Origin of the sequence: Stenotrophomonas sp. BIO128-Bstrain, from assembly GCF_030128875.1 — a bacterium.
Taxonomy (GTDB): Bacteria; Pseudomonadota; Gammaproteobacteria; order Xanthomonadales; family Xanthomonadaceae; genus Stenotrophomonas; species Stenotrophomonas bentonitica_A.
Genome location: NZ_CP124620.1, coordinates 3,163,102 through 3,181,428, shown reverse-complemented (window position 1 = coordinate 3,181,428; position 18,327 = coordinate 3,163,102). Strand labels below are relative to the sequence as shown.

Genomic DNA, 18,327 nt, shown 5'->3' with positions numbered 1-18,327 from the left:
ACTTGCCCACGTTGTGGGCGGCGATGGCGACGGGCGCGCTGCGGGGGGACAGGCTGTCGATGAGGATTCTCCAATGAACCAAGCAAGTGGAAAGGGCCGTGCGGCCCCGATGGGCTGGCTGCTGGCATGGTTGCTGCTGATGCCGATGCTGGCCTGTGCCAAAGGTCCGGACACCCGTGCAGCGGTGCTGGTGGTCGGCGACAGCCTCAGTGCCGCCCACAATATCCCGGCCGCGTCGGGCTGGGTAAACCTGCTTCAGCAGCGGGTCAAACAACAGATCAAGCCGCCGCCGGCGATCATCAATGCCAGCATCAGTGGCGAAACCACCGCCGGCGCGCTGACCCGCCTGCCGGGCCTGCTGGAGAAGCACCGCCCTTCGGTGGTGGTGATCGAGCTGGGTGGCAACGATGCGCTGCGCGGGCTCACTCCGGCCCAGCTGCGCGGCAACCTGGAAAAGATGATCGTGGCCAGCCAGAAGGCCGGCGCCAAGGTGCTGCTGCTGGGCATCGACGTGCCGCCCAACTACGGGCCGGCCTACCGCCAGCGGCTGAAGCAGACCTACGCCGAGCTGGCCAGCCAGTACAAGGTGCCACTGCTGCCGTTCCTGCTCGAGGGCGTGGCGCTGAAGCCCGACCTGATGCAGGCCGACGGGCTGCACCCCACCGCAGCTGCGCAGCCGCAGGTGCTGGACAACGTCTGGCCGCTGCTCAAACCCCTGCTTTGATCGGTGTGTGAGGAACTTCACGCCGCGTCCACTGGTGATGCGGCATGTTTCACAAAGCTGAAGAAAGAGGGAATCCCATGCGTCAGACAAAGGAGACCTCCGGCCTGGTGCTGGTGGTCGAAGACAACCGTAATATTTCCGAGATGATCGGCGAGTACCTGGAAGGGCGCGGCTTTGAAGTCGACTACGCCCAGGATGGGCTGGACGGTTATCGTCTGGCGGCCGAGAACAGCTACGACGTGGTCGTGCTGGACCTGATGCTGCCGCGTCTGGACGGCATCGAGGTCTGTCGCCGCCTGCGCAACGACGCCCGCAAGTCGACGCCGGTGCTGATGCTGACCGCGCGCGACACGCTGGACGACAAGCTCACCGGCCTGGGGTTCGGCGCCGATGACTACCTGACCAAGCCGTTCGCGATCCAGGAACTGGAAGCCCGCCTGCGCGCGCTGATCCGCCGCGAGCGTCGCCAGGTCGGCTCGGAAGTGCTCAAGGTCGCCGACCTCGTGCTCGATCCGGTCAGCATGCGCGCCACCCGTGCCGGGACCGAACTGCAGCTCTCGCCGATCGGCCTGCGCCTGCTGACGATCCTCATGCGCGAATCGCCGCGTGTGGTGACCCGCCAGGAAATCGAACGCGAGATCTGGGGCAATGGCCTGCCCGACTCGGACACCCTGCGCAGCCATCTGTACAACCTGCGCAAGATCATCGACAAGCCGTTCGACCGCCCGCTGCTGCACACAGTGCAGAGTGCCGGTTACCGCATTGCCGATATCGCCCAGCCGATGAGCTGACAGGGGATCCATCGCCGCTCGGCCACCTGCCGGTGACCTGGGCGGCGATCCTCCGGCACCCTCTGGAGCATGACGGCCCGGCGCTTGCCGGGCCGTTGTCATGGTTTGCACGATGGAATCACGGCAAGCTTTCCTATAATCGCCGCGAACCGCCCTGGACCCCGTAATGCCGCACGGTCTGCCGCGCAAGATCCGCATCGTCTTCATCCTCCAAGCCGTGCTCGCCAGCCTGGGCATCCTGCTGGGCGCATGGCTGGTGTCGTTGGTGATCAAGCACAGCCTGGTCAGCAGCGCGCTGCAGGAAGAGGCCAGCTATTACTGGCAATTGCACGAGGCCTCGCCGGTGCAGCCGCCGCCCAACACCCAGAACATCCGCGGGTATCTGCTCGAGACCGGGCAGTCGCCGCTGAGCCTGCCAGCCAACCTTCGCACGCTCCCTCCCGGCTTCCACGAGCTCAAGGACGACGACCAGCTGGTGCTGGTCGATGCGCGTCCGGAAGGCCGCCTGTACCTGGTGTTCCTGCGCTCGCGCGCGGAGATGCTGGCGTTCTGGTTCGGCGTGGTGCCGGTGCTGCTGACCCTGCTGGCCGTCTATGGCGCCTCCTGGATCACCTACCGCGCCTCCAAACGCCTGGTCTCGCCGGTCAACTGGCTGGCCAGGCGCGTGTCGCGCTGGGATCCCGGGCACCCGGAGGCGGCCGATCTGGCGCCGGCCAAACTGCCGGCCGACATGCAGGGCGAGACCCGCCAGCTGGCCGCCGCGCTGCACTCGTTGGCGACCAAGGTCACCGCGCACGTCGCGCGCGAACGCAACTTCACCCGCGATGCCAGCCACGAGCTGCGCACCCCGCTCACCGTGATCCGCGTGGCCAGCGACATGGCACTGGGCGACCAGGACATGACGCCACGCCTGCGCCGTGGCCTGCAGCGCATCCAGCGCGCCGGGCGTGACATGGAAGCGGTGATCGATGCCTTCCTGATCCTGGCCCGCGAGGCCGATGTCGAGCCGCAGGTCGAGCTGTTCGACGTCAATGAGATCGTCCGCTACGAGGTCGACAACGCCCGCGAGCTGATCGCCGGGCGACCGGTCGAGATCCACCTGCACAGCCACGGCCCGGTGATGCTGCACGCCCCGCCGCGGGTACTGCAGGTGGTGGTCAGCAACCTGCTGCGCAACGCCTGCAGTTACACCGACGAAGGCCGGATCGATGTCGATGTCGAAGACGACCGGGTGGTCGTGCGCGATACCGGCATCGGCATGTCGCCCGAAGCGCTCAGCCGCGCGTTCGAGCCGTTCTACCGTGCCGAACCCAGCCGCCCGCAGGGCACCGGGCTGGGGCTGTCGATCGTGCGCCGGCTGTGCGACCGCTTCGGCTGGAAGATCGGCCTGAGCAGTGCGCCCGGGCAGGGCACCCAGGCCACGATCCACTACCGTTGAGTCGGGGAGGCGTGGCGCCTCCCCGCCTGGTTCAGTCGCACTGCACCTTGGGCGCCAGCGCCTTGCGCCAGATCGCATAGCCTTCCGGGGTCATGTGCAGCATGTCCTCGCGGAACAATGCGGCGCGTGGCTGGCCATCGGCACCGAGCATCGGCGTGTAGACATCGGTGTAGCCGGTGTTGGGCAGCGAGGCCAGGGCCTTCTGGATCAAGCCGTTGGCTTCCACCACCGCGGGTAGCAGGTTCGCGCGCGACGGGCTGGGCTTGATCGAGATGATCTCCACCGTCGTCTTGGGCAGGTCGCGGTGCACGCGCTGCACGAAGGCCACCACGTCATCGCGGACCTGGGCGGGGCTGCGGCCGCTGTTGAGGTCGTTGTCGCCGGCGTAGAAGAACACCTTGCACGGCGCATATGGAATCACGATGCGGTCGGCATACCAGGTGCTGTCGCGCACTTCCGAGCCGCCGAAGCCGCGGTTGAACACCGGCTGGCCCGGGAAATCGGTGGCCAGGCTCTCCCACATGCGTACCGAGGAGCTGCCGATGAACTCGATGCCGCCGCGCGGCGGTGGGCTGGCCGCGTCCTGCGCCGCGAACTGCGCCATGTCGCCGGCCCACGCCACGTTGGAGACCTGGGTCGGCACCTGCGGTGCGGCAGGGGCGGGGGAGCGCGCCAGCGCGGGCAGGGCGGCCCCCAGGGCAAGAGCGAGCAGAAGGGGGCGGGCACGACGGTGCAGCATGGACGACTCCTGTGGTGGGGCGCCTGGGGCGCCCGGACGGGTAGACGTTCATCATAGAAGTTGCGGCCCGGCCGCGCTTTACCACGGACGGGCGTTGGCCGCCTTCGACAATGCCCCGACCGGCTTATGGCAAAATGAGGGATTGCCTGCCCCATTCAGCGATGCCCATGACTGTCTGCCGTGTGCTGTTCCTGCCGTTCCGGCGTGCGTTGCCGACCGGGGTGCCTGCCCATGGCCGATGAAATCGGCCACCTGCCGCGCGGCCCCAAGCGCATCTTCAAGGCCGCGGTGTGGTCCTGGCAGGGGTTGCGTGCAGCCTGGCTGCACGAGTCCTCGTTCCGGCTGGAGGTCTACCTGCTGATCGTGCTCGCGCCGCTGGCACTCTGGCTCGGCCAGACCCCGGTGGAACGCGCGCTGATGATCGGCTCGGTGCTGCTGGTGCTGGCCATGGAACTGGCCAATTCGGCGATCGAGGCGGTGATCGAGCGCTACGGCGCGGAGTTCCACGAGCTCGCCGGTCGCGCCAAGGACATGGGCTCGGCCGCGGTCTTCGTGCTGATGATGAACGTACTGGTGTGCTGGGTCCTGATCCTGCTGCCGCAAATCTTCTGACGCGGGCCTGCCGCGTCATCCCCCCTGTAAGGATGGAAGTCCATGTTCCTTGAGTTGTTGTCCGACCCCAATGTCTGGTTGACCCTGTTCACGCTGAGCGCGCTGGAAATCGTGCTGGGCATCGACAACCTGGTCTTCATCTCGATCGCGGTGAGCAAGCTGCCCGAAACGCGCCGCCCGTTCGCGCGCAAACTCGGCATCGCGGTGGCCTGCATCACCCGCATCCTGCTGCTGGTCTCGCTGGCCTACCTGGCCCACATGGAAGCCAACCTGTTCACCATCGCCGGCATGGGCATCTCCATCCGCGATCTGGTGCTGATCCTCGGTGGCCTGTTCCTGATCATCAAGGGCACCATGGAGATCCGCGAGCTGATCACCGGCGGCGAAGACGAAGACCCGACCACCACCAAGGCCTCGGCCGTGTTCGGCATGGTGATCGCGCAGATCGCCGTGATCGACATCGTGTTCTCGCTGGACTCGGTGATCACCGCCGTCGGCATCGCCGACCACATCCCGGTGATGGTCGCCGCGATCCTGCTGTCGGTGGCCGTCATGCTGCTGGCCGCCAACCCGCTGGGCCGCTTCATCGACGCCAACCCGACCGTGAAGATGCTGGCCCTGGCCTTCATCCTGCTGATCGGCGTGGTCCTGATCCTGGACGGCCTGGGCGTGCACGTGCCCAAGCCCTACATCTATGCCGCGATGGGCTTCTCGGTGCTGGTGGAATGGCTGAACCTGCTGATGCGCCGCCGCGCCGTGGCGCACAACGTGCCGGGTGCCGGCAACTGGTAAGGGGGTAGGTGCCGACCTTTGGTCGATACCCACATCCGCTTTACCCGGAACATGGCATGCTCCGGATCCCGTTCATCGAGATCCGGAGCCGGCCATGCGATCGTTCTCCCGTTTGTTGTGCCTGGCCGTGCTGGCCTCCCTGTTGTCCGGTTGCGGCTACAACGCCATCCAGCAGAAGGATGAGCAGGTCAAGGCGGGCTGGGCCGAGGTGCTCAACCAGTACAAGCGCCGCGCCGATCTGATCCCCAACCTGGTGCAGACCGTGGAAGGCTATGCCAACCAGGAACGCCAGGTCCTGACCGACGTCACCAACGCCCGTGCACGCGTGGGGCAGGTCAACGTCAACGCCGACGATGCCGACTCCCTCAAGCAGTTCCAGCAGGCCCAGGGTGAGTTGAGCGGTGCGCTGTCACGCCTGCTGGTGGTCACCGAGAATTACCCGAACCTGAAGTCCGACCAGGGTTTCCGCGATCTGCAGGCCCAGCTGGAAGGCACCGAGAACCGGATCACCGTGGCGCGCGGCCGCTATATCCAGATGGTGCAGGACTACAACACCTACATCCGCCAGTTCCCGCAGGTGATCACTGCCAAGCTGTTCGGCTATGCGACCAAGCCGAACTTCACGGTGGAGAACGAAGCGCAGATCTCGCAGCCGCCGGCGGTCAAGTTCGGTTCGCAGCAACCGGCCCCGGCGCCTGCGCCGCAGCCGCAGGCCCCGCAGCAGCAGCCACAGCCGGCGAACTGAGCCCGTGACCATGCGCCTGCTGCGCTGCCTGTTGCTGCTCTGCCTGGCGCTGGCGCTGCCTGCCTGGGCGCAGACCCAGGCGGCGATCCCGGCGATGTCCTCGCCGGTGGTGGATACCACCGGCACATTGGATGCAGCGCAGATCCAGGCGCTGGAGGCGCAGGCGCTGGCGCTGCAGCAGCGCAAGGGCAGCCAGCTGCAGATCCTGATGGTGCCGAGCACCGCGCCGGAAACCATCGAGCAGTACACCCAGCGTGTGTTCGAGCAGTGGTCCATCGGCCGCAAGGGCGTGGACGACGGCGTCCTGCTGGTGGTGGCCAAGGACGATCGCCGGGTCCGCATCGAGCCGGGCTACGGCCTGGAAGGCGCGATTCCGGATGCGATCGCCAACCGGGTGATCCAGGAATACCTGGCCCCCCGGTTCCGCAGCAACGACTACGCCGGTGGGCTCACCGATGCCAGCGCTGCACTGGTCAAACTGATCGACGGCGAGGCCTTGCCCGCGCCGGTCAGCACGCATCGCGTCCAGGACGCCCCGGCGGGGGGCAACTGGACGATGGCGCTTGGCATCGGCCTGTTTGCCGGCCTGTTCCTGCGCGGCATGCTGGGCTGGCTGCCGCGACCGCTGCGCGCGCTGGCCAGCGGTGCCGGGGCCGGGGTGGCCGCGTTCCTGTTCACCTCGCTGGTGGTCGCCAGTGGCGCGGCCGCCGTGGTGGGCCTGCTGGTCGGCCTGACGTCGGCCGGTCGCGGCGGCGTGTTCGCGCGCAGTGGCGGCTGGGGTGGCGGTGGCTGGGGCGGTGGCGGCGGGTTCGGTGGTGGCGGTGGCTTCGGCGGCGGTGGCGGCTGGGGCGGTGGTGGTGGGCGTTCGGGAGGCGGTGGCGCCTCGGGAGGCTGGTGATGCGCTGGCTCCGGCACGTGTTTTCTCCTTCGGTGCGGCGCGCCTTCCCACCGGCACATCTGCAGGCGATCACCGATGCGATCAGCGCCGGCGAGCGGCGCCACGGTGGCCAGGTGATGTTCGCGGTGGAAGCGGATCTGCCGCTGGCCGCGTTGTGGCAGGGCGTCTCGCCCCAACAGCGCGCCGAACATGCCTTCGCCCAACTGCGCACCTGGGATACCGAACACAACAACGGTGTACTGATCTACCTGCTGCTGGCCGACCATGCCATCGAGCTGGTCGCTGACCGCGGCCTGCGCGGGCGCATCGGCGAGGCGCAGTGGCAGGCGATCTGCGCGCACATGCAGCAGCGGCTGCGTGAGGGGGCCCTGCAGGCGGGCGTGCTGCTGGCGATCGAAGAGGTGTCGGACCTGCTGGCCGGGCACTATCCGCCCCTTCCGGGGTCACAGGAGGACGGCCTGCCGGACACGCCGCAGATCCTGGGCTGAAGCCTGGCAATCGCGCGGTCGGGGCCGCCGCGAGGCCGCTCCCGGGCGGCGCTAGAATATCGGCATCCCTGCAAGGCGCCCTTCATGATCTATTTCCACGACATCGACCCCATCGCCATCTCGCTCGGGCCGATCAAGGTGCATTGGTACGGCATCATGTACCTGCTCGGCTTCACCGCTGCCTGGTGGCTGGGGCGCAAGCGGATCGCCGCCGGTCGCCTGCCCGGGGTCGATGCCAACGGCTTCTCCGACCTGCTGTTCTACGCGATGCTCGGCGTGGTTGTCGGTGGCCGCGTGGGCTACATGCTGTTCTACGCGACCGCCGAATTCCTGCACAACCCGCTGCTGTTGTTCAAAGTGTGGGACGGCGGCATGAGCTTCCATGGCGGCCTGCTCGGCGTGCTGTTCGCCTCGTGGTGGTGGTCGCGCAAGCACCGCCTGCACCTGTTCGACACCCTCGATTTCATGTCCCCGCTGGTGCCGCTGGGCCTGGGCTTCGGCCGCATCGGCAACTTCATCGGCGCCGAGCTGTGGGGCAAGTACACCGACGGCACCTGGGGCGTGGTGTTCCCGAGCGGCCTGCCGGCGCCGTTGAACGGTCTGGACCTGGCCACGCTCAAGGCCGAGTTCGCCACCGGCGCGCTCAACCAGTACGCGCGCCATCCTTCGCAGCTGTATGAAGCGCTGCTGGAAGGCCTGGTGATGTTCGTGGTGCTGTGGGCGGTCTCCGCCAAGCCGCGCCACCGCTATGTGATCGCCGGCCTGTTCGCGCTGATGTACGGCATCTTCCGCTTCGCAGTGGAGTTCGTGCGCATGCCCGACAACGGCGTCTACCTCGCCTTCGACTGGTTCACCCGTGGCCAGCTGCTCAGCCTGCCGCTGGTGGCCTTCGGCCTGGTCCTGCTGGCGCTGTCGCGTCGCGCGCCGGTGCTGCAGCCGGTGCTGCCGGTCGCCCCGGCAGGAGCCAAGGCATGAAGGCCTACCTGGCGCTGCTCGAGCACGTGCTGGAGCACGGCACGGAAAAATCCGACCGCACCGGCACCGGCACGCGCAGCGTGTTCGGCTGGCAGATGCGCTTCAACCTCAATGACGGCTTTCCGCTGGTCACCACCAAGAAACTGCACCTGCGCTCGATCATCCATGAGCTGCTGTGGTTCCTGAAGGGCGATACCAACATCGGGTACCTGAAGGACCACCAGGTGCGGATCTGGGACGAATGGGCCGATGCCAACGGCGACCTCGGCCCGATCTACGGCAAGCAGTGGCGCAGCTGGGGCACTGCCGATGGCGGGGCGATCGACCAGATGCAGTGGCTGGTGGACGAGATCAAGCGCAACCCCGATTCGCGCCGGCTGGTGGTCAGTGCCTGGAACGTGGGCGAGCTGTCGCAGATGGCGTTGATGCCGTGCCACAACCTGTTCCAGTTCTATGTGGTGGACGGCAAGCTCAGCTGCCAGCTCTACCAGCGCAGCGGCGACATCTTCCTGGGCGTGCCGTTCAACATCGCCAGCTACGCGCTGCTGACCCACATGGTGGCGCAGGCCACCGGGCTGGGCGTTGGCGATTTCGTGCACACCCTGGGCGATGCGCACCTGTACTCGAACCATGTCGAGCAGGCCCGCGAACAGCTCGCCCGCGAGCCGCGCGCGCTGCCGACGCTCTGGCTGAACCCCGAGGTGACCGATCTGTTCGGGTTCCAGTTCGAGGACATCCGCATTGATGGGTACGACCCACACCCGGCGATCAAGGCTCCGGTGGCCGTGTGAGTGGCCCGCGCATGAAGCTCTCGCTGATCGCCGCGCTCGACACCCGCCACGGCATTGGCCGTGACAACGACCTGCCGTGGAAGCTGCCGGATGATCTCAAGCGCTTCAAGGCGCTGACCGTCGGCAAGCCGATCCTGATGGGGCGCAGGACCGCGCAGTCGCTCGGTCGCGCCCTGCCGGGCCGCCTGAACCTGGTGCTGACCCGCCGTGGCCAGGTGCCGTTCGAGGGCATGCAGGCGGTGGCTTCGATCGAGCAGGCGCTGCAGGCTGCAGGCGATGCGGGGGCACAAGAGTTGTGCGTCATTGGTGGCGGCGAAATCTATCGCCTGGCCATGGACCAGGCCACCGATCTGCACCTGACCTGGGTGAACACCACCGTCCCTGCCGATACCCACTTCCCGCCGGTCGATCCGGCGCTATGGGTGGAAGTGGCGCGGGAACACCACGCGGCCGATGAGCGGCACGCGTTCGCGTTCGATTTCGTCGATTACCGCCGCGCCTGAGCCGGCGGTGCAGGCAGGCCGGTCGTGTTGACCGGCCTGCGGATCACTCCGCGTCGCTGGTGACGTCGCTGTGCTGCGGCTGCGATTGCGGCTGTGTGCTTTGTGCGGGCCTGGTGCCGCCGCCTTGGCGGCCTTGGCCGCCCCGGCCACGGTCGCGCCCCTGGCCTTGGCCCTGGCGCGGCGGGCGCCCGTTCGGCGGCGTGCCCTCGGCGGCCGGCCGGCGTGCCGGCGGACGCGGCGCGGAGACCGGCTTGGGCACGTCGCGGCCCGGCACCTGCACCACGCGCAGCTCGTCGGTATCCAGCTGAAGGGCGGTGAGCTTGCCGCCCCACACCGCGCCGGTATCGATGGCGTGCACGCCCTGGGTGATGGTCAGGCCCAGGGCGGACCAGTGCCCGCAGACGATCTTCAGATCGCGCTCGGCGCGACCCGGCACTTCGAACCAGGGATACAGCCCCTGTTCCTGCGTACCCGGCGTGCCTTTGTCCTCGATCCCGATCCGGCCACGCGGCGTGCAGTAGCGCATGCGGGTGAACAGATTGATGATCGCGCGGGAGCGGTCGTAGCCGGCCAGGCCGGGCGACCAGCTCGGCTTGTCGCCGTACATGTTGCGGAACAGCTTGCGGTAGCCGCTGCCATGCAGCTGCTGCTCGACCTCGCGGGCGTGCTTCTCGGCCAGCTGAGTGGTCCATTTCGGGGCCAGGCCGGCGTGGATCATCATCCAGCCCAGCTCACGGTCCACATGGGCCAGCTTCTGCATGCGCAGCCATTCCAGCAGCTCGTCGCGGTCCTCGGCCTGCACGATGCGCAGCAGGTCCGGGTTGACCTTGCGCTGCTCTTCCTCGGTGCGTGCACCGACCGCGAGCAGCGACAGGTCATGGTTGCCCAGCACGATCACGCTGCTGTCGCGCAGCGAATGGACCAGGCGCAGGGTTTCCAGCGACTGCCCACCGCGGTTGACCAGGTCACCGCAGAACCACAGTTTGTCGACCGCGGGGTCGAAGTTGATCTTTTCCAGCAACCGCTGGGTGACGTCGTAGCAGCCCTGCAGGTCGCCGATGGCCCAGACACTCATGCGTGCGCCTCCATCAGTGCAGTGTGCGCGGAACGGTCAGGACGAACGGCGCGATGGGGGCGGCGAACTCGGTGCCATCATCGGCCACCATGTCGTAGTGCCCCTGCATCGTGCCGTGCTCGGTCTCCAGCATGACACCGGAGGTGTAACGGAAGTCTTCACCGGGGCGCAGCCGCGGCTGCTCGCCGATCACCCCGTCGCCGTCGACCCGCTCGGTGCGGCCATTGGCATCGGTGATCCGCCAGTGGCGGGCCACCAGGCGTGCGGCGACGTGCCCCTGGTTGAGGATGCGGATCGTGTAGGCGAACGCGTAGCGCCCGTCCTCCGGCGTGGACTGGTCATCGAGGAAGCGGGGGGCGACCTCGACGGAGATCGCGTAATTTGCAGCGTCGTTCATGCAGGCAGTGTAGTAAAAGTTGTGCACGATGAGATGAGTGCTGCCCGGCTGGCAGCGCCCCGTCATGAAGGTCAGGCGGTTCCACGTGCGCGCGGCGCCCGGGGGCCGCGGGCGAGGCGCTCATCCCTGCGCGGCGTCGTCAACGTCGGTGTACGGCACGTTCGCCAGCGCGATGAACTGCGCCACGTCCAGCTGCTCGGCACGGGCATCGCTGCGCACCCCGGCTGCTTCGAACTGCTCGGGCGTGCATACGTTCTGCAGTGCATTGCGCAGCGTCTTGCGGCGCTGCCCGAAGGCGGCCTTGACCACGTGGGCAAATCGCTTGCGGTCCAGGATGCCGACCGTGGCCGGATCGCGCGGGACCAGCCGCACCACGGCCGAATCGACCTTCGGCGGCGGCCGGAACGCACCCGGCGGCACCACGAACAGCGAGGTCACCTTGCAGAACGCCTGCAGCATCACGCTCAGCCGGCCGTAGACCTTGCTGCCCGGATCGGCGGCCATGCGGTCGACCACTTCCTTCTGCAGCATGAAGTGCATGTCGGTGATCACCGCCGCGTGGTCCAGCGCATGGAACAGGATCGGCGAGGAGATGTTGTAGGGCAGGTTGCCGACCAGGCGGATCGGACTACCGGCGGCCAGCTCGGTGAAATCCACCTGCAGCACGTCGCGGTGGATGATGGTCATCTCACCCAGCGGTTCGGCGGCGGCGGCCAGCGGCCCGACCAGGTCGCGATCGAACTCGATCACGGTCAGTTTCGGGTGGCGGCGCAGCAGTGGCAGGGTGATGGCGCCCTGGCCGGGGCCGATTTCGACCAGGCGGTCGCCGTCCTTCGGGTTGACCGCCAGGACGATCTTGTCGATGTAGCTGCGGTCGGCGAGGAAGTGCTGGCCGAGCTGCTTCTTGGCGGGGCCGGAGAAACCGGGCGCGCCGGAGGAGGAATACGAAGAAGTCATGGCACCAGTGTACGTTGGCGCGCCAGCCGGGCACACAGCGCGGTGGCAGCGAGGAGGCTGGAGGGGTCGGCGATGCCGCGGCCGGCCAGGTCCAGGGCGGTGCCGTGGTCGACCGCGACGCGCGGGTAGGGCAGGCCCAGGGTGATGTTGACGGCCTGCTCGAAGCCGCTGTACTTGAGCACCGGCAGGCCCTGGTCGTGGTACATGGCAAGCACCGTGTCGAAACCGGCCAGCTTGGCCGGCAGGAACGCGGTATCGGCCGGCAGCGGGCCGACCAGGTCCATGCCCCGGGCGCGCAGGCGCTCCAGCAGCGGGATGATCAGGTCCAGCTCTTCGCGGCCCAGATGGCCGTCTTCGCCGGCATGCGGGTTGAGCCCGAGCACGGCGATGCGCGGCGAGGCCAGGCCGAAATCGCGCTGCAGGGCGTCGTGGACGATCTGCAGGGTCAGGGCCAGGCCCTCGGCGGTGATCGCATCGGCGACCGAGCGCAGCGGCAGGTGGGTGGTCGCCAGGGCGACCCGCACGATCTCGTTGGCCAGCATCATCACCACCGGGGTGCGGGCCTGGTCGGCCAGCAGTTCGGTGGTGCCGCTGTAGGCGATGCCGCCTTCATTGATGACCGCCTTGTGCACCGGGCCAGTGACCACGCCCGCCAGCTCACCGGTCAGGCAAGCCTGGCCGGCCTGGCGCAGGGCGCCGATCACCGCGCCGGCATTGGCCGGGTCGGGGGTGCCGAAACGGGATGGCACTGCATTGGGCACCACCCGCAAGGGCAGATCGCCCGGCTGGCGGGCGATCGCGTCTTCAGGCAGGAGCTGCAGCGGCAGCGACAGCGCCGCGGCGGCGGCGTGCAGGGTATCCGGGTCGGCGAAGGCCAGCAGCCGGCAATCGGCGCGCGGCTGCTGGATCAGGCGGAGGCAGAGCTCCGGGCCGATCCCCGCCGGCTCGCCCGGTACCAGCGCGAGCTGCGGGAGCATGGTTCAGGACTGCGGCGGCGTGGTCGCCGCGGCACCCGGCGCATAGCCGCGCATGTCCACGTAGGCTTCGCCACGCAGTTCCTGCAGGAAGCGGTTGTACTCTTCCTCCAGCTTGCGACGGCCGATCGTTTCACGGATCTGGGCACGCTGGTTGTCGGTGGTGGCATCGGTCTGGCGCGTGGCAACGCGCTGGACGATATGCCAGCCGGCATCGGTGCGGAACGGCTGGCTCACGCCGCCGTCGGCCACGCCTTCGACCTGCTTGCCGAAGTCCGGGCCGAATGCATCGACCGGGAACCAGCCCAGATCGCCGCCCTGGCCCTTGCTGTTGTTGTCTTCCGAGGATTCCTTGGCGACCGCGTCGAACTCGGCGCCACCGGCGATGCGGGCGCGCAGCGTGTCGATCTTGGCCTTGGCCGCCGCGTTGTCCTGCTGGTCGGTGATGCGGACCAGGATGTGACGGGCGTGGTACTCGGTGATGGTGTGACCGCCGGCGGCGGCCGCGCTGGCATCACGCACCTCCACCAGCTTCAGCAGCTGGAAGCCGCTGGGGCCACGCAGCGGACCGACCACGTCGCCGGTCTTCATTTCCTTCATCATCTGCGCGAAGGCATTGGGGATCTCATCCAGCGAACGCCAGCCCAGGTCGCCGCCTTCCAGCGCGTTCGGGCTGTCCGAATAACGGACCGCCGCGGCGTTGAAGTCGATCTCACCCTTGTCCAGCAGTGCCTTGACGCCATCGGCCTTCTTCTGGCCGGTGGTGATCTGCTCGGCGGTGGCACCTTCGGGCAGGCCGATCAGGATGTGGGCCAGGTGATACTGGGTGCCCACGGTGGCCTGCTGCTTGAGCGCGCCGTCCACTTCGCCTTCGCTGACGGTGATGCGGCTCTGCGCGAAGCTCTGGCGCAGGCGCTGGACAGTGATCTCGTCACGCACCGAATTGCGGAAATCGTTGAAATCCAGACCGTCGCTGGCCAGACGCTGGCGCAGGGCATCCAGGGTGGAGCCGTTCTGCTGGGCGATGGCGTTGATGGCCTGGTTCAGTTCCTGGTCGCTGACCTTGATGCCGCTGCTCTCGGCACGCGCCACCTGCAGCTTGACCAGGACCAGACGCTCCAGCACCTGGCGGCTGAGCACATCATCGGGCGGCAGCTGGTTTTCGCGACCGGCGTACTGCGCCTTGATGTTCTGGACGGCACGGTCCAGTTCGCTCTGCAGCACGACGTCCTCATCGACGATCGCCGCGATGCGGTCCAGCGGCTGACTCTGCTGGGCCAGCACCTGCAACGGGGCCGTCGCGGAGGAGACCGCCAGCAGGGAGGCGAGGAGTACGGGAAGGGTCTTGGTCATGGGATCTGATTCGGATCGTAGTCGTCGCGGGCTGCACCGGTGTTGCTGGGCGGCACCAGATAGAGGTCGTCTCGGTAGTACCCGAGAATAGCACGGCGCAAGGTGCGGTCCGTGTTCTGGCCGATGGAGCTCAGGCCCTTGAGCACGAACTCGATCTGGAAGGAGTTGTTGAGTTCACCCTCGCGGTTGCGCACGTAGCGGCGGGCAATGGCGCGAACGGCGAGGCAGCAGCTGTCCCACTGCACACCGCCGATGATTTCCAGCGGGGCGCGGTCCTGGATGGAGTAGTAATAGCGGCCGACCAGGCTCCAGCGCTCATTGAGCGGGTACAGGAAGGACAGGTCGGCCTGCTCCAGCAGGGTCCGGTCACGGCGGGTCGCCGTGGTCGAGGCCTGCGGATTCAGACGGCTGCGGTAGGTCAGATTGACGATGCCGTCGTTGGACATCAGGTAGCGCGCGCGCACGCTGGCCAGGTCCTCACGCTTGTACTTGGGGTCCCACTGGTAGGTGGCGCCCAGCGTCCAGCGGTCGTTGATCATGTAGTTCGTATCGGCGATCCAGGCCGACTTGCCCTGCTCGACCGGGGTTTCACTGCTGTTGAGCGTGACCCGCGAATCATCGAAGTACAGGATCTGGCCGATGCTGCCCGAGAAGCGCTCTTTGCCGGTGTCCTGGTCGATGAAGCGGGTGCTCACCGCCATGGTCAGCTGGTTGGCATCGTTCTGCCGATCGGCGCCGGAATAGCGCGAATCGCGGAACAGCTGGCCCCAGCTGAAGGTGAAGTCACGCGTATCGAACACCGGCAGATCGCTCTGGTCGCGGTACGGCGTGCGCAGGTAGAACAGGCGCGGTTCCAGGGTATGCAGGAAGCGGGTATCGCCGATTTTGGTCTCGCGATCGAAGAACAGGCCGGCGTCGATGGTGCCGATCGGCAGGCTGCGGCTTGGCGAGGTATTGCCGCGCAGCTGGTCCGGGGTGGCGGTGGCCGGATCGATACCGGCGGCGATCAGGTTCTGCCGGCGGATGTCGTCGGCCAGGCCGCGCTCCAGGTCGTACCCGGTGTAGCGGTAGGCCAGGGTCGGGGTGACGTACCAGGCCGCGCCACTGAAGGGCATGGACACATACGGCTTCACGTCCAGGCGCGAACCGCCGTCCATGCTGCGTGACACGCCGGTGCGCTCGTACTCCTGGTCGGCGCCGAACTTCTCATGCACATCCAGGTGCGTGAAGTTGACGGCTTCGGCGTACACGCCGGTTTCCAGCCAGGGCAGCAGCGGCTTGTCCCAGTTGACGAACAGGCGCGGCTGGCGGGCGTAGGGCAGGGACGCTTCGGTCAGGGTGTAATCGGTGAGCTGCCAGTAATCGGCCATCAGGCCGCCGGTCCAGTTCTCGCCGGTGCCGTAGATGCCGATCTGGCTCTGCAGGTTGGAGGTGGTCACGCCGAGCAGCCGGTTGGAGAAATCCTCCAGATAGCGCTCATCGCTGACCCAGGCCAGGCTGGCACGGGCCTGCCAGTTGGCGTTGATGTTGTGGTACCCGCTGAACTCCACGCGGCCGCGATCCTTGTCGCGCAGCTTGTCGTTGGGCAGGTAGGCGGTCAGCAGTTCGCCGCGGCCACCGTCGTAGAGGTAGCGGAATTCGTTGTCGAGCATGAAACCGCGCTTGCTCATGTAGCGCGGCATCAGGGTGTCGTCGAAGTTCGGCGCCAGGTTCAGATAGATCGGCTGGGTGTAATCGAAGCCGTTGCGCCCGGACAGGCCCACCTGCGGATAGAGGAGGCCGGTCTGGCGACGATCATCGATCGGGAACTTGAAGTAGGGCGCCCACAGGATCGGCACCTTGCCGATCCGCAGCACCGCGTTGCGTGCGGTGCCGAAACCGGCGTCGTTATCGACCTCGATCTGCGGTGCCGACAGCTTCCATACCGGCTGCGAGGGATCGCAGGTGGTGTAGGTGGAGCGGTGCATCTGGCCGACCGCACCCTGCAGGTCGATCGACTCGGCGCCACCATTGCCGCGGCGGGACACCAGCTGATACTGGATATCGCTGATCTTGTGGGTGTCGCTTTCCTGGTTGCCCTCGGCGCGACGGGCCTTCATCCGGATCGAGGAGTCCTGGTAACGGACATTGCCCTCGGCGATGTAGTTGCCGCTTTCGGTATCGAAGCTCAGGTTGTCGGTGCCCAGGAACTGGTCGCCGCGTTTGAGCGCGACATTGCCCTGGTAGTTGGGCACCACGGAGGTACCGGTCAGTTGGTCGCCTTCGATGTCCGTCGGCTGCTGGTCACGCGTCGCGGCCGCGGCTTTGTCGGCCTTGGGCGCGTCGTCGAACACGGGCAGCACGTCGGTCACCGGGCACAGGCCCCAGTTCACCGGCTTGTCGTCGGCCAGGGCCGGCAGGCAGATGGCGATACTGAGGGGGAGGGGCAGCAGGCGGAGGGCTCGGCGCACGCGGTATCGGATTCGGACGAAAACGGATCGTAGCTTGCCCCATCCCTTGCATAGGGGCAATGAAGGTCCGGCCCAGGCAGGGGGCCGGGTTCATTCGCCGGGCGGCCCCGCGCGGCTCAGCGCAGCTGGCCGACGTGGGCCACGCTGCACTCGGCCAGGGCCTGCAGGTCGTAACCGCCCTCGAGCATGGAGACGATCCGGCCGGCCCCGTGGCGCCGGGCCAGGCCGCGCAGCTCGGTGGTGATCCAGGCGAAATCCTCGGTTTCCAGCATCAGGTCGGCCTGCGGATCGCGCATGTGCGCATCGAAGCCGGCCGAGATCAGCAGCAGTTGCGGGCGGAAATCATCGATGGCCGGCAGCATCTCGTCGGCCCAGGTGTTGCGGAAGCGGAAGCCGCCGCTGCCCGGCGGCAGCAGGATGTTCATCAGGTTGCCGGCCCCGCGGTCGCGGCGCAGGCCGGAGTTGGGGAACAGCCCGGCCTGGTGGGTGCTGTAGTAGGCCACGCCGGGATCGGCGATGAAGATGTCCTGGGTGCCGTTGCCGTGGTGCACATCGAAATCGACGATGGCGATCCGCTCCAGCCCATAGCGGTCACGCGCGTAGGCCGCGGCGATGGCGATGTTGTTGAACAGACAGAAGCCCATGGCGGTGCTGGCGCTGGCGTGGTGGCCGGGCGGGCGCACCGCGCAGAAGGCGACCGGGTCGTCGCCGAGCATCACCGCATCCACGGCGGCGACGCCGGCACCGGCTGCATGCAGGGCCGCGCTGGCCGAGCCGGGCGAGGTCATGGTGTCCATGTCGATCAGGCGCAACGGCTCGGTCTGCGGCTTGAGCACCAGGTCGATCAGTTCGCTGTCGTGGACCCGGGCCAGCTCGCCGAGCTTGGCGGGCGGTGCTTCGCGCCAGTCCAGCTGGTCCGGATAGGCCGCCTTCAGCGCATCAAGTACCCCCTGCAGGCGCGCCGGGCATTCGGGATGGCCGCGGCCGGGATCGTGTTGCAGACAGGCGGGGTGGGTGAAAACCAGCATGCGGGCAGGATATCCGGTGGGGCGGCGGGGCCGCTCAGGCGTGGCGGCGCTCGTGGCGCCAGAGCACCTCGCCGTGGCCGTCGGCACGGGCCAGTACGCGCGCAAGCACGAACAGCAGGTCCGACAGGCGGTTGAGGTAATGCAGCGCTTCCGGGCGGACCGTCTCCCGGCGCGCCAGGGTGACGGTCTCGCGCTCGGCGCGGCGCACGATGGTGCGGGCCAGGTGGCAGCGCGCGGCGGCTTCGCCACCGGCGGGCAGGATGAACTCCTTGAGCACCGGCAGATCGGCGTTGTAGTGATCCAGCTGCTGCTCCAGGGCCTGGATATCGGCGGCGTGGATGGCGGCATGGCCGGGGATGCACAGCTCGCCGCCCAGATCGAACAGCTGGTGCTGGATCACCGTCAGCAGGGTACGCACATCGGCCGGCAGCGGCACCGCAAGCAGCACGCCCAGCGCCGAGTTGGCTTCATCGACGGTGCCGTAGGCGGCCACCCGGGCGTCGTCCTTGGCCACGCGGCTGCCATCGCCCAGGCCGGTGCTGCCGTCGTCACCGGTGCGCGTATAGATGCGGGACAAGCGGTTGCCCACGGTCGCCT

At 67.7% G+C, this 18,327-nt stretch carries 20 protein-coding genes; 11 read left to right on the top strand and 9 right to left on the bottom strand.

Going from position 1 to position 18,327, the window contains the following annotated elements; all coding sequences use genetic code 11:
* Window positions 1-73 precede the first annotated feature (73 nt).
* The 3 genes from POS15_RS14630 (at window position 74) to POS15_RS14620 (ending at window position 2,953) form a co-directional block, all read left to right on the top strand.
* Window positions 74-724: an arylesterase gene (locus tag POS15_RS14630; RefSeq protein ID WP_026069656.1), complete on the top strand. Its 651-nt coding sequence runs from the start codon at window positions 74-76 to the stop codon at window positions 722-724.
* 77 nt (window positions 725-801) lie between these two features.
* Window positions 802-1,515, top strand: coding sequence for a response regulator transcription factor (locus POS15_RS14625; protein ID WP_019182442.1), 714 nt, complete (start codon window positions 802-804; stop codon window positions 1,513-1,515).
* Between the two features lie 166 nt (window positions 1,516-1,681).
* A complete protein-coding gene (locus tag POS15_RS14620) occupies window positions 1,682-2,953 on the top strand; it encodes a HAMP domain-containing sensor histidine kinase (protein WP_019182441.1) in 1,272 nt (423 codons plus the stop codon).
* Window positions 2,954-2,984: 31 nt separating this feature from the next.
* On the opposite strand, the gene POS15_RS14615 is transcribed toward POS15_RS14620, so the two are convergent.
* Window positions 2,985-3,692, bottom strand: coding sequence for an SGNH/GDSL hydrolase family protein (locus POS15_RS14615; protein WP_019182440.1), 708 nt, complete (start codon window positions 3,690-3,692; stop codon window positions 2,985-2,987).
* Between the two features lie 231 nt (window positions 3,693-3,923).
* Here POS15_RS14615 and POS15_RS14610 point away from each other — a divergent pair, with 231 nt between their 5' ends.
* The 8 genes from POS15_RS14610 (at window position 3,924) to POS15_RS14575 (ending at window position 9,496) form a co-directional block, all read left to right on the top strand.
* Window positions 3,924-4,304 carry a diacylglycerol kinase gene (locus POS15_RS14610; protein ID WP_019182439.1) on the top strand — a complete coding sequence of 127 codons (381 nt, stop codon included), beginning with the start codon at window positions 3,924-3,926 and terminating at the stop codon, window positions 4,302-4,304.
* A gap of 42 nt (window positions 4,305-4,346) precedes the next feature.
* Window positions 4,347-5,096, top strand: coding sequence for a TerC family protein (locus POS15_RS14605; protein WP_019182438.1), 750 nt, complete (start codon window positions 4,347-4,349; stop codon window positions 5,094-5,096).
* Between the two features lie 94 nt (window positions 5,097-5,190).
* On the top strand, window positions 5,191-5,841 hold the full coding sequence (locus POS15_RS14600; protein WP_019182437.1) for a LemA family protein: 651 nt from the start codon (window positions 5,191-5,193) through the stop codon (window positions 5,839-5,841).
* Between the two features lie 4 nt (window positions 5,842-5,845).
* Complete coding sequence (locus POS15_RS14595) at window positions 5,846-6,739, top strand: TPM domain-containing protein (protein ID WP_284128354.1); 894 nt, start codon at window positions 5,846-5,848, stop codon at window positions 6,737-6,739.
* Complete coding sequence (locus tag POS15_RS14590; RefSeq protein WP_284128353.1) at window positions 6,739-7,227, top strand: TPM domain-containing protein; 489 nt, start codon at window positions 6,739-6,741, stop codon at window positions 7,225-7,227. Before POS15_RS14595 ends, POS15_RS14590 begins: the two co-directional genes overlap by 1 nt.
* Window positions 7,228-7,311: 84 nt before the next feature.
* Complete coding sequence (gene lgt, locus POS15_RS14585) at window positions 7,312-8,202, top strand: prolipoprotein diacylglyceryl transferase (RefSeq protein ID WP_019182434.1); 891 nt, start codon at window positions 7,312-7,314, stop codon at window positions 8,200-8,202.
* A complete protein-coding gene (locus POS15_RS14580; RefSeq protein WP_019182433.1) occupies window positions 8,199-8,993 on the top strand; it encodes a thymidylate synthase in 795 nt (264 codons plus the stop codon). The genes lgt and POS15_RS14580 overlap by 4 nt, the downstream gene beginning before the upstream one ends.
* 11 nt (window positions 8,994-9,004) lie before the next feature.
* Window positions 9,005-9,496, top strand: coding sequence for a dihydrofolate reductase (locus tag POS15_RS14575; protein ID WP_019182432.1), 492 nt, complete (start codon window positions 9,005-9,007; stop codon window positions 9,494-9,496).
* Window positions 9,497-9,539: 43 nt separating this feature from the next.
* Here the strand turns inward: POS15_RS14575 and POS15_RS14570 are convergent, their stop codons facing one another.
* The 8 genes from POS15_RS14570 to POS15_RS14535 form a co-directional block, all read right to left on the bottom strand.
* Window positions 9,540-10,571 carry a symmetrical bis(5'-nucleosyl)-tetraphosphatase gene (locus tag POS15_RS14570; protein WP_284128352.1) on the bottom strand — a complete coding sequence of 344 codons (1,032 nt, stop codon included), beginning with the start codon at window positions 10,569-10,571 and terminating at the stop codon, window positions 9,540-9,542.
* Between the two features lie 13 nt (window positions 10,572-10,584).
* Complete coding sequence (apaG, locus tag POS15_RS14565) at window positions 10,585-10,968, bottom strand: Co2+/Mg2+ efflux protein ApaG (protein WP_284128351.1); 384 nt, start codon at window positions 10,966-10,968, stop codon at window positions 10,585-10,587.
* Window positions 10,969-11,088: 120 nt separating this feature from the next.
* A complete protein-coding gene (rsmA, locus tag POS15_RS14560; RefSeq protein ID WP_284128350.1) occupies window positions 11,089-11,925 on the bottom strand; it encodes a 16S rRNA (adenine(1518)-N(6)/adenine(1519)-N(6))-dimethyltransferase RsmA in 837 nt (278 codons plus the stop codon).
* On the bottom strand, window positions 11,922-12,902 hold the full coding sequence (gene pdxA, locus POS15_RS14555; protein WP_284128349.1) for a 4-hydroxythreonine-4-phosphate dehydrogenase PdxA: 981 nt from the start codon (window positions 12,900-12,902) through the stop codon (window positions 11,922-11,924). Before pdxA ends, rsmA begins: the two co-directional genes overlap by 4 nt.
* Before the next feature lie 3 nt (window positions 12,903-12,905).
* The gene (locus tag POS15_RS14550) at window positions 12,906-14,252 is read right to left on the bottom strand and encodes a peptidylprolyl isomerase (RefSeq protein WP_019182427.1); all 1,347 of its coding nucleotides are present in this window, start codon (window positions 14,250-14,252) and stop codon (window positions 12,906-12,908) included.
* On the bottom strand, window positions 14,249-16,702 hold the full coding sequence (gene lptD, locus POS15_RS14545; RefSeq protein WP_019182426.1) for an LPS-assembly protein LptD: 2,454 nt from the start codon (window positions 16,700-16,702) through the stop codon (window positions 14,249-14,251). The genes POS15_RS14550 and lptD overlap by 4 nt, the downstream gene beginning before the upstream one ends.
* Window positions 16,703-16,818: 116 nt before the next feature.
* Complete coding sequence (locus tag POS15_RS14540) at window positions 16,819-17,730, bottom strand: histone deacetylase family protein (RefSeq protein WP_019182425.1); 912 nt, start codon at window positions 17,728-17,730, stop codon at window positions 16,819-16,821.
* Between the two features lie 34 nt (window positions 17,731-17,764).
* On the bottom strand, window positions 17,765-18,319 hold the full coding sequence (locus POS15_RS14535; protein ID WP_070426656.1) for a cob(I)yrinic acid a,c-diamide adenosyltransferase: 555 nt from the start codon (window positions 18,317-18,319) through the stop codon (window positions 17,765-17,767).
* Between the last annotated feature and the right edge of the window lie 8 nt (window positions 18,320-18,327).

Bases quoted from the DNA above. Each gene is read 5' to 3' on its own strand.
- POS15_RS14630 (WP_026069656.1), top strand. From the start codon at position 74: ATGAACCAAGCAAGTGGAAAGGGCCGTGCGGCCCCGATGGGCTGGCTG.
- POS15_RS14625 (WP_019182442.1), top strand. From the start codon at position 802: ATGCGTCAGACAAAGGAGACCTCCGGCCTGGTGCTGGTGGTCGAAGAC.
- POS15_RS14620 (WP_019182441.1), top strand. From the start codon at position 1,682: ATGCCGCACGGTCTGCCGCGCAAGATCCGCATCGTCTTCATCCTCCAA.
- POS15_RS14615 (WP_019182440.1), bottom strand. From the start codon at position 3,692: ATGCTGCACCGTCGTGCCCGCCCCCTTCTGCTCGCTCTTGCCCTGGGG.
- POS15_RS14610 (WP_019182439.1), top strand. From the start codon at position 3,924: ATGGCCGATGAAATCGGCCACCTGCCGCGCGGCCCCAAGCGCATCTTC.
- POS15_RS14605 (WP_019182438.1), top strand. From the start codon at position 4,347: ATGTTCCTTGAGTTGTTGTCCGACCCCAATGTCTGGTTGACCCTGTTC.
- POS15_RS14600 (WP_019182437.1), top strand. From the start codon at position 5,191: ATGCGATCGTTCTCCCGTTTGTTGTGCCTGGCCGTGCTGGCCTCCCTG.
- POS15_RS14590 (WP_284128353.1), top strand. From the start codon at position 6,739: ATGCGCTGGCTCCGGCACGTGTTTTCTCCTTCGGTGCGGCGCGCCTTC.
- lgt (WP_019182434.1), top strand. From the start codon at position 7,312: ATGATCTATTTCCACGACATCGACCCCATCGCCATCTCGCTCGGGCCG.
- POS15_RS14580 (WP_019182433.1), top strand. From the start codon at position 8,199: ATGAAGGCCTACCTGGCGCTGCTCGAGCACGTGCTGGAGCACGGCACG.
- POS15_RS14575 (WP_019182432.1), top strand. From the start codon at position 9,005: ATGAAGCTCTCGCTGATCGCCGCGCTCGACACCCGCCACGGCATTGGC.
- POS15_RS14570 (WP_284128352.1), bottom strand. From the start codon at position 10,571: ATGAGTGTCTGGGCCATCGGCGACCTGCAGGGCTGCTACGACGTCACC.
- apaG (WP_284128351.1), bottom strand. From the start codon at position 10,968: ATGAACGACGCTGCAAATTACGCGATCTCCGTCGAGGTCGCCCCCCGC.
- rsmA (WP_284128350.1), bottom strand. From the start codon at position 11,925: ATGACTTCTTCGTATTCCTCCTCCGGCGCGCCCGGTTTCTCCGGCCCC.
- pdxA (WP_284128349.1), bottom strand. From the start codon at position 12,902: ATGCTCCCGCAGCTCGCGCTGGTACCGGGCGAGCCGGCGGGGATCGGC.
- POS15_RS14550 (WP_019182427.1), bottom strand. From the start codon at position 14,252: ATGACCAAGACCCTTCCCGTACTCCTCGCCTCCCTGCTGGCGGTCTCC.
- POS15_RS14540 (WP_019182425.1), bottom strand. From the start codon at position 17,730: ATGCTGGTTTTCACCCACCCCGCCTGTCTGCAACACGATCCCGGCCGC.